The sequence below is a fragment of the Tritonibacter mobilis genome, from assembly GCF_001681715.1.
Lineage (GTDB): Bacteria > Pseudomonadota > Alphaproteobacteria > Rhodobacterales > Rhodobacteraceae > Epibacterium > Epibacterium mobile.
This window is the reverse complement of sequence record NZ_LNWY01000005.1, coordinates 38,389-53,214: the sequence shown is the minus strand read 5'-3', so window position 1 is coordinate 53,214 and position 14,826 is coordinate 38,389. Positions and strand designations below refer to the sequence as shown.

Below are 14,826 nucleotides of genomic sequence, written 5' to 3'. Positions count from 1 at the left end.
TCCTATCGGCTGCGCGGGTCGAGAATGCGGTAGAGCACATCCGACAGCTTGTTGATGAGAATGAAGACCGAACCGATCACCAAGGTTGCGCCAAGGACGGCGTTCATATCGGCATTGAGCAGCGCCACGGTCAGATAGTTGCCGATGCCCGGCCAGCTAAAGACCGTCTCGATCATCACCGAACCTTCCAGCAGTGCCGCATAGGAAAGGCCGATCACCGTGATCAGAGGCACCCGGATCGGGCGGAAGCCGTGGGTCCAGATCACCCGCCATTCCGACACGCCTTTGACACGGGCGGTGGTGATGTACTCTTGGCCGAGTTGATCCAGCATGAAGCTGCGGGTCATCCGCGCGATATAGGCGAGGGAGAAGAACCCAAGGATGGTGGCGGGCAGGACCAGGTGATCCAATGCGCTTCGGAACACATCCATGTCGCCTGCAATGAGGGCATCGACCAGCAGCAGGCCGGTGTGCGGCTCGACCAGACCCTCGTAGAAGATATCGACACGTCCCGGACCACCGACCCAGCCAAGGCCCGCGTAAAATACGACCAGCCCCACAAGACCAAGCCAGAAGGCAGGAACAGAGTAACCCAGCAGTGCAAAGACGCGGATCAACTGATCCACCCATGTGCCTTGCCTTGCTGCGGCCCAGACACCCAGCGGAACGCCCATGCCGACGCCGATGATGATCCCAAGCGTTGCCATCTCCAGGGTTGCCGGGAAGACACGCGCCAGATCCTCTGCGACGGGGCGGTTGGTGGACACCGAATGGCCGAGATCACCCTGAAACACATCGCCCACATAGGTGATGAACTGTACCACCAGTGGCTGATCCAGCCCCATGGCGATGCGGGCGGCGTCGTATTGTTCTTGCGTGGCGCGATCTCCGACCACGGCCAGAACCGGGTCAATCGGGATCACGCGGCCGATGAAGAAAGTGATCGCCATCAATCCGACAAACGTCAGGAAAGTGACGATGACAAAGCCACCAAATGCGCTGGCGGTTTTCCTCAGCCCGGCGTGTGAAGGCGCGGCTGTATTCAAGGGTCTGGTCCCCTTTTCTCCTCCCAAAACCCCCGGCAGCCGGGAGATCTGGCATCGTGAAAACTCTGCGCCAGAGAGGCCCCTGACGCGGTGGTTGGTGCATCAGGCATAAAACAATTTTCGAAATGTGCAAAAAAATTTTTGCCTGACAAAAATTTTTTTTGTAGCGTGAGCGAGACAACATCCAGGAATGTGACCCTGTCTGATGCTACAGACGCAGGGTCCAACCCAAAGTGTGAAGAACAAAAATGCCGCGTGAAAAACCACCACAAGAGCCCAATGTCGGCCCCGCGATCCGCAAGCGCCGCAAGCAGTTGAAACTGACCTTGCAGGCGCTCTGCGACAAATCCGGTGTGTCGGTCGGCTATCTCAGTCAGGTTGAGCGCGACAACGCAACGCCTTCGCTTGGGACGTTGGCGCAGATTTCGGCGGCGCTGGATGTTGGGCTGGATTATTTCATTTCGGCATCGAAGCCTTCGGATGGTTTGACCCGTGCGGGAACACGACCGCTGTTTGCACTGGATGATTCCTCTCTGCGCTATGAGGCGCTGGGCGCGGATTTTCCCGGCTCTGAGATGTCGTCCTATATCCTGCACATCCCGTCTGGCTATGTATCGGAAACCGTGAGCCATGAGGGCGAAGAGATCATCTTTGTCCTTGAGGGGGAAATCCAGCAAACGCTGGACGGCCAGTCCTTCGCCATGACCGCAGGCGATAGCCTGCACTACAGCGGCAATACCCCGCACGCATGGAGCAATCCAACCGATCACACCGCCCGAATCCTCTGGACCGGGACGCTGACAGTTCTCAATCGCAAAGGCGCCATCGAGCTTCCGGAACTGTCCCACAAACAGAACGCGTAAACCGCGACAGACTGACTAGAAGTTTCATCCAACAAGGAGACCTCCCGTGAAACATCTGAAGACAACATTGCTGGCCAGCGCGCTGCTGTTGCCGCTTGCGGCACCTGCCGTCTTGGCCGACACGCCCGAGGGCGTGCTGGTGGTGGCACAGAACATCGACGATATCGTCGCCATCGACCCCGCGCAGGCCTATGAGTTCACCTCTGGCGAGCTGGTCACCAACCTCTATGACCGTCTGGTTCAATACGATGCCGAAGACACCACCGTTCTGGCGGCAGGTCTGGCCTCGGAATGGGTCACCGATCCCGACGCCAAGACCATCACCTTCACCCTGCGCGATGGCGCGACGTTTGCCTCTGGCAACCCTGTAACCGCAGAAGACGTGGTCTATTCCTTCTCCCGCGTGGTGAAGCTGAACCTGACCCCGGCGTTCATCCTGACCCAACTGGGCTGGACTGCGGATAATATCGGCGAAATGGTCACGGGCGAGGGCAACACCGTCACCGTGAAATACGCGGGCGATTTCTCTCCGGCATTTGTGCTGAACGTTTTGGCTGCGCGCCCCGCATCCATCGTCGACAGCAAGCTGGTGCAGGAAAACGAAGTTGACGGCGACATGGGCAATGCGTGGCTCAACGCCAATGCAGCCGGTTCCGGTCCCTTCACGCTGCAACGCTATTCTGCGGGTCAGATGGTTCGCATGCAGGCGAACCCGACCTATTTCAACGGTGCGCCCAAGATCGACAGCGTGATCATCCGTCACGTTGCCGAAAGCGCGACCCAGCAGCTGCTGCTGGAGCAAGGCGACGTGGATCTGGCGCGCAATATGACGCCGGATCAGGTGGCTTCGCTCGACAGTGGCGAGATTAAGGTTGAGACCTTCCCGCAGGCGGCTGTCCACTTCCTGTCGTTCAACCAGAAAACCGAGAGCCTGACGCCCCCGGCAGTTTGGGAAGCGGCACGCTATCTGGTCGACTACAAAGGCATGACCGACACGATCATCAAAGGTCAGATGGAAGTGCATCAGGCCTTCTGGCCCAAGGGCTTCCCCGGTTCTTATGATGAGACCCCGTTCTCTTATGACCCGGAAAAGGCCAAGAGCATCCTGTCCGAGGCCGGCATCGAGACCCCGATCACCGTTTCTCTGGATGTGATCAATGCGGCCCCCTTCACCGATATGGCGCAGTCGCTGCAAGCGAGCTTTGCCGATGCGGGCATCAACTTTGAGATCCTGCCGGGCACCGGGAGCCAGGTGATCACCAAATACCGCGAGCGCAGCCATGAGGCGATGCTGCTGTATTGGGGCCCGGACTTCATGGATCCGCACTCCAACGCCAAGGCCTTCGCCTATAATTCCGACAACTCTGACGACAATTATGCAGCGACCACCACCTGGCGCAACGCATGGGCCGTGCCGGAAGAGATGAACAAGAAAACCATGGCAGCGCTGTCCGAGAGCGACGCGGATGCCCGTCTCGACATGTACCGCGAGCTGCAAAAAGAGGTGCAAGCCGAGTCGCCCATCGTGATCATGTTCCAGGCCGCCTATCAGGTCGCCATGAACGAGGCGGTTTCGGGTTACGTCAACGGCGCGACCTCTGACTTTGTGTTCTACCGTCTGGTGGAAAAAGAGTAACCGTGAACTGATCGGGCCGCCCGCGCTGGTGGCCCGATTCCCCTATCTCTCGCTATAATCCCGGAGCCTTCGATGACCGAATTCCCGCTGACCGCCGCCCGCCTCGCTGCTCTGCGTGCCCGTATGGAGCTGACAGGCACCGACCTTGTCGCCCTCGGCCCTTCCAGCCATATGGCGTGGCTGTCTGGTGTGCATCCCCATGGCGATGAGCGCCCGGTGATGCTCTTGGTGAGCCAGTCTTATGCGGGCTTTTTGATGCCGGCGCTGAATGCCGCCGCCGCGCGCAAGGACACGGACCTGCCGTTCTACCCATGGCGTGATGACGAAGGCCCGGATGCCGCTCTGGCCGCACTTCTTGAGGCCTGCGGCGCGACGCGCCCGAATCTGTCGGTGGTTCTGGATGAGACCATGCGCACCGATTTCTCGCTGCGCCTTCTGGACGCGCTGGAGACGCCGCGCCGTCGCTTTGCCGATGACACCGTGAGCCTGTTGCGGGCCTCCAAGGACGACAGCGAGTACCACGCGATCAAAGCCGCGCATCTGACCAATGACAAGGCCGTCAAAGCCGCGTTTGCTGCCCTCAAAGAAGGCGTCACCGAGCGCGAGATCGTTGAACTGATCAAAACTGAATATGTTGCTGCCGGAGCGACGCTGGAGTTCTGTTCCGTGTGCTTTGGCGCGTCTGGGGCCTTCCCGCATCACACGCCCGGTGACACCCAGTTGACCCGCAACTCTGCTGTGCTGATTGACACAGGCTGCCGTCTGGATGGCTACCCGTCCGATATGACCCGCTGCGGCTACTTTGGTACGCCCGAAGAGGATTACGAGGAGGTCTTTGACGTGGTCGAGAAGGCCGTTCAGGCCGCACTCGCGGTGGCTAAACCCGGTGTTGTGGCCAGCGATATCGACAAGGCCGCGCGCGATGTGATCACCGCCGCAGGCTATGGGGATCGCTTCCTGCATCGCACCGGCCATGGTCTCGGTATCGACATTCACGAACCGCCCTATATCGCCGCCAATTCCGACGTGGTGCTGGCGGAGGGCAATGTGTTCTCGATCGAGCCGGGCATCTACATAGAGGGTAAGTTCGGCATCCGTCTGGAGGAAATCGTCATCCTGCGCGAAGACGGTGCGGAGATCTTTTCCGAGATGCCACGCGACATGGTGCGCGTCTAAGCACACAGCCCCTCAGGGCTAAGGACAAACAGGCGGCGTGGCTCAGAGCTGCGCCGCCTGTTTTCCAAGCTGTCCCGGCACCGCCAGATCCCGCAGCGCAAGGCCCGCGAGGCTTGCCATGTGCCAGCCGAGGACTTGGTTGGAACTCAGCACCGGCAGGTCCAATTCCGCTTCGAGCGTCGGAATGACCTCAAGTGTGCGCAGGTTGGTGCAGGACAGGAATATCGCATCCAGTTCAGCCCGTGATGCAAGCGCACGGGCCGCGGCACAGATGGAGGCAGGTGCGATCCGCGCGACACGGGCCTCAATCTCCTCGCCAAAGCCAAGCATGTCGGGCACCACAAGATCCGCCGCTTCAAATCCTGCGCGGATCGGGGCGGCCACGGAGGCGATATAGGGCGAGACGATCCCGACACGCGTCATATTCAGTGCCCGGAGCGCGGCAATCGCGGCACTGAGCGGGTCACTGACGGCGTGTGTTGTAGCATTGGCACGGACCAGTTCTCTCACGCGACCTGCGCCGATCAGGCTGGTACCGGAGGTGCAGCCATAGGCGATGACCTCAAACCGGGCGGCAGGCGGCAGCAGACGCGCGGCCTGTGGCAAATCCTCTTCCATGGCGGCGATGGTGTCGGGCGTCAGCTCCGCACCGGAAGGAACGCGACTGATGTGTAGCCGTGCGGCAGGCTGAGGAAACATCTGGCGGAAGTCCTCTTCGATGGTTTCATCCACCTGCAAGGCAATCAGCCCGAGACGCAGGCGCGGGTCTTCCGCGATCTCATACGGAAAGGATGTCATCACCCAATCTCCGGCAGGTCAGAGGGGGCACGGGGCGACAAAAGCTCAGCACCACTTTCGCGTAAAACGATGTTTTCCTCATGCACCATGATGCGATCCGGCCCCACCAGTGCGCCGGGTTCGAGCGTCAGCACCATGCCCGCGCGCAGGGGCGTGGTGTCCTTCGGGGTGAACGACGGCCATTCCGTCAGCGTCACGCCCAGCCCATGGCCCAGCCGTCCAGCACCGGGTGTGGCCCCTTGTGCGATCAGCGCATCGCGCAGGATCTGATGCACATCCCGCGCCAGCATCCCCGGACGCAGCGCCTCAAGACAGGTCTCCGTCGCAGACCAGAGCGCGGAATGCGCGCGTTTAGCCAGATCCGAGGCCGGACCGATGGCATAGTTGCGGTCAAAGTCGCAGAAATACCCCTCGCGGACCGCACCAGTGTCGAGCATCAAAATATCGCCGCGCTCCAGCGGCTGCGCGGTGGCCGGAGAGATCACATCGCCGTAACCATCTGCGCCCGCGCCGCCGGCGAGATAGCTCACCCAATCGGCCCCCTCGCCCAGTAACAGAGCCTGAAATGCGCGAAACACCTGATCAAGCGGGCGGTCCACGCCCGCGATCTCTGACACCCGATCAAAAGCGCGCCCGGCGATGGCGCAGGTGGTGCGGATCTTGGCAATTTCGGCCTCGGATTTGATCTCACGCACCCGTTGGACAATATCAGTGCCATCCATCACCTGTCGCGGGGCCAGCTGCGCGCAGAGGGCGTGATAATCTGCAAGCGGCATCCGCAAATGTGTCTCAAATCCCATGGGGGCAGCAATTTTTCCCTGCTCTGGGACCAATGACGCCAGCGTGTCGACCAAGAGGCTCAGTCCGTCATCCGCAGGGTCAGGCGCATCCCACGTCCGGACCTGCGTGATCCATGTGCGCTGCATCAAGGCGGCACCGATCGAGGGGATGACCGCCACCGGATCGCCAGAGACGGGCAACACGATGAACCAGGGCCGGGCGGGGCTTTCCCAGAACCGGGTCAGGAACCCAGTCACGTAAAACACATCCGCCGCCGTGGTCAGCAGCAGCGCATCGGCCCCGGCTGTTGCCATACGGTCCTGTAACCGGGTGATGCGGTTTTGATATTCACGCGCGGGAAAGATCAGCGACGTCTCAGGCATCCTCTGGCCCTTCGCTCAAGATTGCGAAAACGCGGGCGTCTTCGGGCAGATCAAGCCCGGCGATCAAGGCACCGATCCCGGCCCCGCCAGAGGGGGTTGTGGCCAGTCCTTCGTTTTGGAGTGTGACCACGGCGGCAGCGGCCTCCTCTTCGGTGAGGATGACAAACAGATCCGCATCGCGCGCCAATCCCTGAAGCGCGATCATCGACGGCGTTTTGCAATCCAGCCGCCCCATCGCAGAGACCGGCCCTTGGGTGTCGACCACGTTGCCAGCCCGGATGCTTTCCATGAGGGCAGGGGCAGCCTCTGGCTCAACGACAATGATCTGCGGGGCGTCGCCCCAGACCTTGCGCGCATGGGCGGCGACCGCAGCCGCCAACCCGCCCACCCCGGCTTGCAGCAGGATATGTGTTGGTGGCGCGGGGATCTGCTGAGCAGCCTCCGCCGCGAGTTGCAGGTATCCCTCCATCACCAGATAAGGGAGTGCGGTATATCCGGGCCAAGAGCTGTCAGAGAGCAACGTCCAGCCGTTGCGCACTGCCGCCGTCTCTGCCGCATCCATGCTGGCCTCGTAATCGGTTCCCTCGCGCACCACCTCGGCACCTTTGGCACGCAAGCGCGCGGCAAAACTCTCGGGCACGGTTTCGGCAAGGTAGATCACCGCCTGCGCCCCAAACAGCGCCGCCCCGGTGGCAACGGACAGTCCGTGGTTGCCTGCGCTTGCGGTGACGAATGTGCGCCCTGCCAGCGCCTTTGACCAATCGCCGCCCTCAACCACGTCCCAGGCGGCGCGGGCAATGGCGTGCGCGGCCCCGAGTGCCTTGAAACTGCCTAGCCCCATGCGGTTGCGCTCGTCCTTGAGGTGGATCTGAGCAACGCCACAGTGCGCGGCCAATGTGGGCAAAGACAGGAGCGGTGTTTCCTGATGCGCAGGGCATTGCCCCAGCAAATCGGCGACCCCTTTTGCATCATCGCAAGGAAACGGCGCGTCGAGGGCGAGACCCCGACCACGGTGGGGGTTGGCAAATGTCACGGGCATAAAGCGGGCTCCTGTTCTTTGATGCTCAGCCTAGCGCTCTTGCGGTGACGTATCCCGGATTTCTTGGATCGGATCTGGCCGAAAATCGTACTAACCGAGCTATAATGATCCGAATACCGTCCGGCAGAACCGTTGCGTCTTACCCAGAGGCCGAATTTCCGCCATTCTGCCGGTATGGATAGATTCGACGCCTTGATACTGGAGGCCATCCAGTCCGACGCCCGCATGACCGCCGAGGCGCTCTCCAAGCAGGTGGGGCTGTCGCCGGATGCCTGCCGCAAACGCCTGGCACGGTTGCGGGCCTCAAATGTGGTGGAATCTGAGATCACCGTGCTCGCCCCGGACAAGGTGGGACGCGGGTTGCTGCTGATTGTCGAGGTGACATTGCAAAACGAGCGGATGGAAGATCTGGACCGCTTCAAGGCGCAGATGCGCGCCGCACCGGAGGTGATGCAGTGCTACTATGTGACGGGGAACGCTGATTTTGTGCTGATCATCTCGGCGCGCGATATGGCCGATTATGATGAGTTCACCCGTCGTCAGTTCTTTGCCGAAGAAAACGTACTGCGGTTTCGCACCAGCGCGGTGATGGATCGGGTTAAAACAGGGTTTTCAATGCCAGTGCTTGATATGGTCGACCAGTCCCGACGTACCTCACAATAACCTGCGCGCTGGTATCCACTCAGCGCGCAGGTCTAGGTTCAGGGTTTGGACAAGTGGCCTATTCTGCGGCTTGTGGCGGGGTTTCCTCCAACACCGCATTTGCATTCACCAGATCATCTTCCTTGTGAAACAGCGGATAGATGAAGAGGAACGCCGCCGCGATCAAATAGCCGCCAGTCACGCTGTTCAGTTCTGGCCAGTGCAGGCTCGCCCCGTGGATGATCCCAAGCGCCGACATTGCTGCCGCAGCAATGGCAAAGCCGCCAGCGCTGCGAAAGTTCCCGTCAATCACATAGGCAACGATGGCCCCCCAGATCAGCCCGGTCAGGATGGCCCCTTGCGAAAGCGACAGATGACCGCTGAAATGCGCGCCCTGTTGTAGCAGCGCCGAGGTCAGCGCGGCGTCTCCCAACTGCGGCACGCCTGCGACGCCGACCGCTCCGAGCGCGCCGATCAGGGCCGCCCATTTCACCATCAAAAACGCCGAGACATGCGGCATCATCGCGATGGTCACTGCCGCCATATGCTCGGTCTTGACCGAATGGGCAGTGTTGGTGATCAGGCTCAGTGCCACAAACACCAGCACCGGTGCTGCTGCGGCCACCGGGATCAGGTTGTTGAGGAAGGCAAGCAGGCCAAAAAACGCCGCCAGCGGGATCACCGTGCCGACGCCGATGATATAGCCTGCATGCGCGCCCATGCGTTTGTAGGCCGGATGGCCGATATAGGCGGTGGTCGGGAAGGGAGAGCCAAAGACCGCGCCGATCATGGTTCCGACGCCATCGGTGATCTGGCAGGTGGCCACCGGGTAGTGATCGCCCGCCGCCTCGGCGCTCTCGACGTTGTTCATCGTCTCGATGAAGTTGTAGATTTGCACTGGCACCAGCACCAAGAACAGCTCGGGATTGGCAAAGAGGTACTGAATACCCGCGATCAGATCCCCGATGTAGGGCAGCGGCGGATAGAACCCGATGCCCTCAAGGCTTAGGGTCGAAGTGCCCAGCATCAGCGCCACCACGGTGCCAACAAGCAGCGCCAGAAGACCTGCAGGGATATTATACGGCAGGCGAAACCGCCCCACGAGGCCCCAGAGAATGATGATCATGGAGGCAAAGCCGATGAACGGGTTCTCAAACACGGTCGCCAGAGGCACCGAACCGATGAACACCAAGGCAATACCGCAGAGCGTGCCGAGCATACCCGCGCGTGGTGTCACGCGTTTGAGCCATGGGCCAACAACCGCACCAAGGGCGGCAACAATTCCGCCCATGAAGCCGGCCCCGATCCCCACTTGCCACGCCAAAAGCGGATCATTGGTGGCCCAGTAGATCGGGCCGATCACGCCAAAGAGATAGACAAACATCACTGGCGTCGAGATGCCGTAGGGCAGGGCGGTGACGTCCCGCCCGTGTTGGTGTGCGGCGCGTTTGGCAAGCGCCACATAGGCCACGATCCCGGCAAGGATCGCAACACCTGCCCCCGGCACAATGCGGCCATAGACGATCTCGGCGGGCATCTGAAAGACGAACTGACAGATGCCCGCAAGCACCATCAGGTTGACGATATTGTCGGTAAACAGCGCCCAGAACGCGCTGAAATCGCTGCGGTGAAACAGCTTGTAGGTATAACTCCCATCCCTCATGGGGACCTCCCTTTGATGGCCGACCTTTGGGGTGGTTCTCCTCCCTCCCCAATCAGGTGCGGCGGTCTACTACTGCGCCGCGATATGCAGGGCAGTCTCCCCATATGCGGGGTGGTCTGCGGCAGTTTCAGAGGTCAGTGCCGTGATCACTTCTGCCGCAACCTGTGCGGCAATCACGGCGGGCCGCTTGTCGCGGCTACCGCCTGCCCCGATGGGGCAGATCAGATCTGCGACAGAGAGACCGTCGCAGTGGTCTTGGGTCCAGCTAGCGAATTTCGCCCGCTTGGTGGCAGAGCCGATCATGCCGACATAGGCGGCATCGCCCCGTTGCAGGGCGGCTGAGGTCAGCAGGAAATCCAGCCCGTGGTCATGGGTCAGCACGATGAAGGCGCTGCCGGGGGCCGCGTTCATCACGTCGATTTCGGGGATCGCGCTTAGGCGGCGCTCAACCTGCGCGTGGGACTGGTCCAGTTCCTCTTCGCGTTGGTCAATCAGCACCGCGCGCACCGGCATGTGCTGGAATAGATCCGCAAGTGCGCGGCCTACATGGCCTGCGCCGAGGATATAGACAGCAGGCAACGCCGCGTCCTGTGCCTCCGCTTCGCGCAGGGCGGCCTCCTTGTCGCTGGTGCTCATCCGTGTGAGGGCGATCTCCACCCGCCCGCCGCAGCATTGGCCGATCTCGGGGCCAAGCGGTACATCCATATGGTGCGACAGGTTTCCCGCCGCCAGCAATTCCCGCGCCGACGCGATGGCAAGATGCTCCAGCTGGCCACCGCCGATAGTGCCAAAGAGGCTCTCTGCGCGCACATACATCTCTGTGCCCATGTTGCGCGGCGAGGACCCCCGCACCCGCGTCAGCCGTAGGCTGGCCACCGGACCGGGCGCATCGAGAAACTGGCGAAGCCGCTCTGCCTGCATGGCCTCACCCTCCGGCCTTCAGCCGTTCGACCGCCATCAGCACGCGTTCGGGCGTGGCGGGTGCCTCAAGACGCGGGCACTCGCGATAGTCGGCAACCGAGGCCACCGCCATCGACAGCGCCTCCAGCACCGAGATCCCCAGCATGAAGGGCGGCTCGCCCACGGCTTTGGAGCGTTTGATGGTCATCTCGCGGTTTTCCGACCAATCCGCGAGCTTCACGTTGAAGCTGCGCGGCCGATCCGAGGCCAGCGGGATCTTGTAGGTCGAAGGCGCATGGGTGCGCAGGCGCCCTGCGTCATCCCACCACAGCTCCTCGGTGGTGAGCCAGCCCATGCCCTGAATAAACGCGCCCTCAACCTGGCCCTTGTCCAAGATCGGGTTCAGCGAGCGACCCACGTCATGCAGGATGTCGGTGCGCTCCACCCGGTATTCCCCGGTGAGCGTGTCGATGGCGACCTCGGAACAAGACGCGCCATAGGCGTAATAGTAGAACGGCCGTCCCTTGCCCGCTGCACGATCCCAGTGGATCTTGGGCGTCTTGTAGAACCCTGCCGCCGACAGATGCACCCGCGCCATATAGGCCTCGCGGATGAAGGTCGCGAACTCCACCAGCTCGTCACCGATGCGAATGTGGTTGGGGCCAAAGCTGACCGCGCTTTCGGCCACGCCCCGGCTCTCGGCGGCGAATTTGACCAGCCGCGTCTTGATCTGTTCGCAGGCATCCAGCGCCGCCATGCCGTTGAGGTCGGACCCGGAAGAGGCCGCCGTGGCAGAGGTGTTCGGAACCTTCTCCGTGGTGGTCTTGGTGATCTTGATGCGGTCGAAATCGACCTGAAACGCCTCGGCCACCACCTGCGCGACCTTGGTGTTCAGGCCCTGTCCCATCTCGGTGCCACCATGGTTCAGATGGATCGAGCCGTCATTGTAGATGTGGATCAGCGCACCGGCCTGATTGTACCATGTGGCAGTAAAGGAGATGCCGAATTTGACCGGCGTCAGCGCGATGCCACGACGGATGATGCCGCCCTTGGCATTGTCGGCAATGATCGCCGCGCGGCGCGCCTGATAGTCGCTGCTCTCTTCCAGCTCCTCGACGATGCGACCGATCACATTGTCCTCGACCTCCTGATGATAGGGGGTGAGGGTGCGGCCATCGCCGGGTTGGCCATAGAAATTGGCCTTGCGCACCTCCAGAGGGTCTTTGCCCAGCGCATAGGCGATCTCCTCGATCATCCGTTCCGCTGCAACCACACCCTGTGGCCCACCAAAGCCTCTAAACGCTGTGTTAGAGACGGTATTTGTCTTCTGTGGGCAGGAGGTCAGGCGGACGTGAGGATAGAAATAAGCGTTGTCGGCATGAAACAGCGCGCGATCCGTCACCGGGCCGGAGAGGTCCGAGGAATAGCCGCAGCGCGCGGCAAACTGGCTGTCCACAGCTTGAATGCGCCCTTCACCGTCAAAGCCGAGATCATAATCGATCACAAAATCATGCCGCTTGCCGGTCGCCGTCATGTCCTGATCGCGGTCGGGACGGATCTTGACGGGGCGGTTCAGCTTCTTGGCGCCAAGGGCCGCAACGGCGCAGAACAGGTTCATCTGGCTTTCCTTGCCACCAAACCCACCGCCCATGCGGCGCACGTTCACCACCACCGCATTCGACGGCACGCCAAGCACATGAGACACCATATGCTGCGCCTCGCTCGGGTGTTGGGTGGAGCAATGCACGATCACATCGTCATCCTCGCCGGGAATGGCAAAGGCGATATGGCCCTCGAGATACATGTGATCCTGCCCGCCGACAGTGACGCGGCCCTGCACGCGGTGCGGCGCTTCGGCCAGACCAGTCTCCACATCGCCGCGCTCCAGTTTCAGCGGGTCGGTGACCATGGGCATGCCAGCGTCACGGGCCGAAATCGCATCCAGCGCGTGGGGCAGCACCTCATAGTCGATATCCGCCAGCTCCGCGGCGCGGCGTGCCGCATCGCGGCTCTCGGCGATCACCGCAAAGAGCGGCTGGCCGTGGAATTCTACCTTCTCGGTCGGGAACACCGGCTCGTCATGTTTGCCGGTGGGGCTGACGTCATTGACGCCGGGGATGTCGTCGGCGGTCAGCACGTCCACCACGCCCGGTGCGGATCGCACCCGGGACAGATCCATGCCGCGGATGTTGGCATGTGCGACGGTGGAGACCCCGAGATAGGCGTGCAGGGTGCCTGCGGGTTCCAAAATGTCATCGGTGTAATCGGCCCGGCCCTGCACCTGCTTGATGGCGCTGTCGTGCTTGAGGTCCTGATGGGCGGCGCTCTTGATCTCGGCGGTGGTGTTCAGATCTTTCATGGTTCTATCCTCCCTCACGCGATGGCCAGACGCACCGGCGCGTCCTGTGTGCTGTCTTGTTCCAGATAGAACCGGCGCAAGAGGTTGGCGGTGACGGTGATCCGGTAGTCCGCACTTGCGCGCCAATCGCTCAGCGGGGTGAAATCTTGGGTCAGCGCCTTTGCAGCCGCATCAAAGGTTGCGGCTGTAAAGGGCTGTCCGACCAGCGCCGCTTCGGCATGCGCGGCCCGTTTGGGCGTCGCGGCCATGCCACCAAACGCCAGACGGGCGGCGGTGACGATGCCATCAGTGATGGTGACGCTGATCCCGGCGGCCACCGAAGAAATATCCTCGTCGCGGCGTTTGGAGATCTTGTAGGCCGCGTCGATCTGGCCCGGTTGGCTGCGCGGAATGCGAATGGCGGCGACAAAATCGCCCGCCTCGCGGTCCTGCTTGCCATAGTCGATAAAGAAATCTTCCAGCGGCAGGATGCGGGTACCACGGGTGCTTTGCAGCATGACCTCAGCGCCAAGGGCGATCAGCACCGGCGGTGTGTCCCCAATCGGAGAGCCATTGGCGATATTGCCGCCGATGGTGCCCATATTGCGCACCTGCCAGCCGGCGATGCGGTCCCAGTATTCGCCAAGATGCGGGAAAGCCTCGCGGATCGCGGCCTCGCTCTCGGAATAGGTAACACCAGCGCCAATGGTCAGCGCGTCATCCGTAAGGGCGACGGATTTCAACTCTTCCAGATGGGTGATGAACACCACCGGAGAGATCGGGCGCATGAGTTTGGTGACCCACAGCCCCACATCGGTGGAACCAGCCACAATGGTCGCCTTGGGGTTTTCGGCCAACACCTGTGCGAGGTCGGCAACATCCTTCGGCAGGATCGCACGGTCGTCCTCGGGGCCTGTAGTGATGCGCGCTTTGGGCTGAAGCGCGATCAACTGCGCGGTCACAGCTTGGCGCTCGCGGGTGAGGTGGTCATGCGCCGGGGTGCCGTATTGGGTGACGGCCATCGCCGCCTTCACGATCGGCTCATACCCGGTGCAGCGGCAGAGGTTGCCCTGGATCGCAGTCTCGACCTGCTGCATCGACGGCTCCGGATTGCCCATCCACAGCGCATAGAGCGACATGACAAAGCCCGGCGTGCAAAAGCCGCACTGGCTGCCGTGATAATCCACCATCGCCTGTTGCACCGGGTGTAGGCGACCCTCTGGGCCAGAGAGATGCTCGACGGTGACGATGTGGCACCCGTTCAGGGACGCCAGAAAGCGGATACAGGCGTTGACCGTCTCATAGTGCAGCTGGCCCTGATGCAGGCGACCGACCAGCACGGTGCAGGCACCGCAATCGCCCTCGGCACAGCCCTCCTTGCTGCCCGTCAGGCGCTGATCAAGGCGCAGGTAATCCAGCAAGGTCAGCGTCGCTTTGACGTCAGCGATGCGCTTTTCCTCTCCGTTCAGAAGAAAGCGGATTTGATGTTCCTGAGCCATTGAACCTCCCTGTTCTGCCCTGCCTCTAGAGCTGCGGCACAGAGTAACCCCTCTGACTGCATT

General features: G+C 61.7%; 12 protein-coding genes. 4 read left to right on the top strand and 8 right to left on the bottom strand.

The window, feature by feature from the left end; genetic code table 11:
- Positions 1-2: 2 nt before the first annotated feature.
- Complete coding sequence (locus tag UB90_RS04340; protein WP_009178128.1) at positions 3-1,046, bottom strand: ABC transporter permease; 1,044 nt, start codon at positions 1,044-1,046, stop codon at positions 3-5.
- A gap of 248 nt (positions 1,047-1,294) precedes the next feature.
- Here UB90_RS04340 and UB90_RS04335 point away from each other — a divergent pair, with 248 nt between their 5' ends.
- The 3 genes from UB90_RS04335 (at position 1,295) to UB90_RS04325 (ending at position 4,721) form a co-directional block, all read left to right on the top strand.
- Positions 1,295-1,909, top strand: coding sequence for a helix-turn-helix domain-containing protein (locus UB90_RS04335; RefSeq protein ID WP_005622802.1), 615 nt, complete (start codon positions 1,295-1,297; stop codon positions 1,907-1,909).
- Between the two features lie 46 nt (positions 1,910-1,955).
- Positions 1,956-3,545, top strand: coding sequence for an ABC transporter substrate-binding protein (locus UB90_RS04330; RefSeq protein ID WP_065321207.1), 1,590 nt, complete (start codon positions 1,956-1,958; stop codon positions 3,543-3,545).
- Positions 3,546-3,617: 72 nt separating this feature from the next.
- Positions 3,618-4,721 (top strand): M24 family metallopeptidase, encoded by a 1,104-nt coding sequence (locus UB90_RS04325; RefSeq protein ID WP_065325309.1) that lies wholly within the window; start codon positions 3,618-3,620, stop codon positions 4,719-4,721.
- A 42-nt stretch (positions 4,722-4,763) separates the two neighbouring features.
- Here UB90_RS04325 and UB90_RS04320 read toward each other — a convergent pair whose 3' ends face one another.
- The 3 genes from UB90_RS04320 to UB90_RS04310 are packed head-to-tail and all read right to left on the bottom strand — an operon-like array spanning position 4,764 to position 7,721.
- Positions 4,764-5,519, bottom strand: coding sequence for a maleate cis-trans isomerase family protein (locus tag UB90_RS04320; protein ID WP_009178201.1), 756 nt, complete (start codon positions 5,517-5,519; stop codon positions 4,764-4,766).
- Entirely contained in the window at positions 5,519-6,682 is a 1,164-nt protein-coding gene (locus UB90_RS04315; protein ID WP_065325308.1) for a M24 family metallopeptidase, read from the bottom strand. The genes UB90_RS04320 and UB90_RS04315 overlap by 1 nt, the downstream gene beginning before the upstream one ends.
- A complete protein-coding gene (locus UB90_RS04310; protein WP_065325307.1) occupies positions 6,675-7,721 on the bottom strand; it encodes a pyridoxal-phosphate dependent enzyme in 1,047 nt (348 codons plus the stop codon). Before UB90_RS04310 ends, UB90_RS04315 begins: the two co-directional genes overlap by 8 nt.
- Before the next feature lie 174 nt (positions 7,722-7,895).
- Between UB90_RS04310 and UB90_RS04305 the strand changes: the two genes are divergently transcribed.
- On the top strand, positions 7,896-8,384 hold the full coding sequence (locus UB90_RS04305; RefSeq protein WP_065325306.1) for an Lrp/AsnC family transcriptional regulator: 489 nt from the start codon (positions 7,896-7,898) through the stop codon (positions 8,382-8,384).
- Positions 8,385-8,442: 58 nt separating this feature from the next.
- On the opposite strand, the gene UB90_RS04300 is transcribed toward UB90_RS04305, so the two are convergent.
- The 4 genes from UB90_RS04300 to xdhA form a co-directional block, all read right to left on the bottom strand.
- Positions 8,443-10,026 carry a permease family protein gene (locus tag UB90_RS04300; protein WP_065325305.1) on the bottom strand — a complete coding sequence of 528 codons (1,584 nt, stop codon included), beginning with the start codon at positions 10,024-10,026 and terminating at the stop codon, positions 8,443-8,445.
- A 69-nt stretch (positions 10,027-10,095) separates the two neighbouring features.
- Positions 10,096-10,947 (bottom strand): xanthine dehydrogenase accessory protein XdhC, encoded by an 852-nt coding sequence (gene xdhC / locus UB90_RS04295; RefSeq protein WP_065325304.1) that lies wholly within the window; start codon positions 10,945-10,947, stop codon positions 10,096-10,098.
- Positions 10,948-10,951: 4 nt separating this feature from the next.
- A complete protein-coding gene (gene xdhB, locus UB90_RS04290; protein ID WP_065325303.1) occupies positions 10,952-13,285 on the bottom strand; it encodes a xanthine dehydrogenase molybdopterin binding subunit in 2,334 nt (777 codons plus the stop codon).
- A 14-nt stretch (positions 13,286-13,299) separates the two neighbouring features.
- Positions 13,300-14,763 carry a xanthine dehydrogenase small subunit gene (xdhA, locus tag UB90_RS04285; RefSeq protein ID WP_065325302.1) on the bottom strand — a complete coding sequence of 488 codons (1,464 nt, stop codon included), beginning with the start codon at positions 14,761-14,763 and terminating at the stop codon, positions 13,300-13,302.
- Positions 14,764-14,826: the final 63 nt, after the last annotated feature.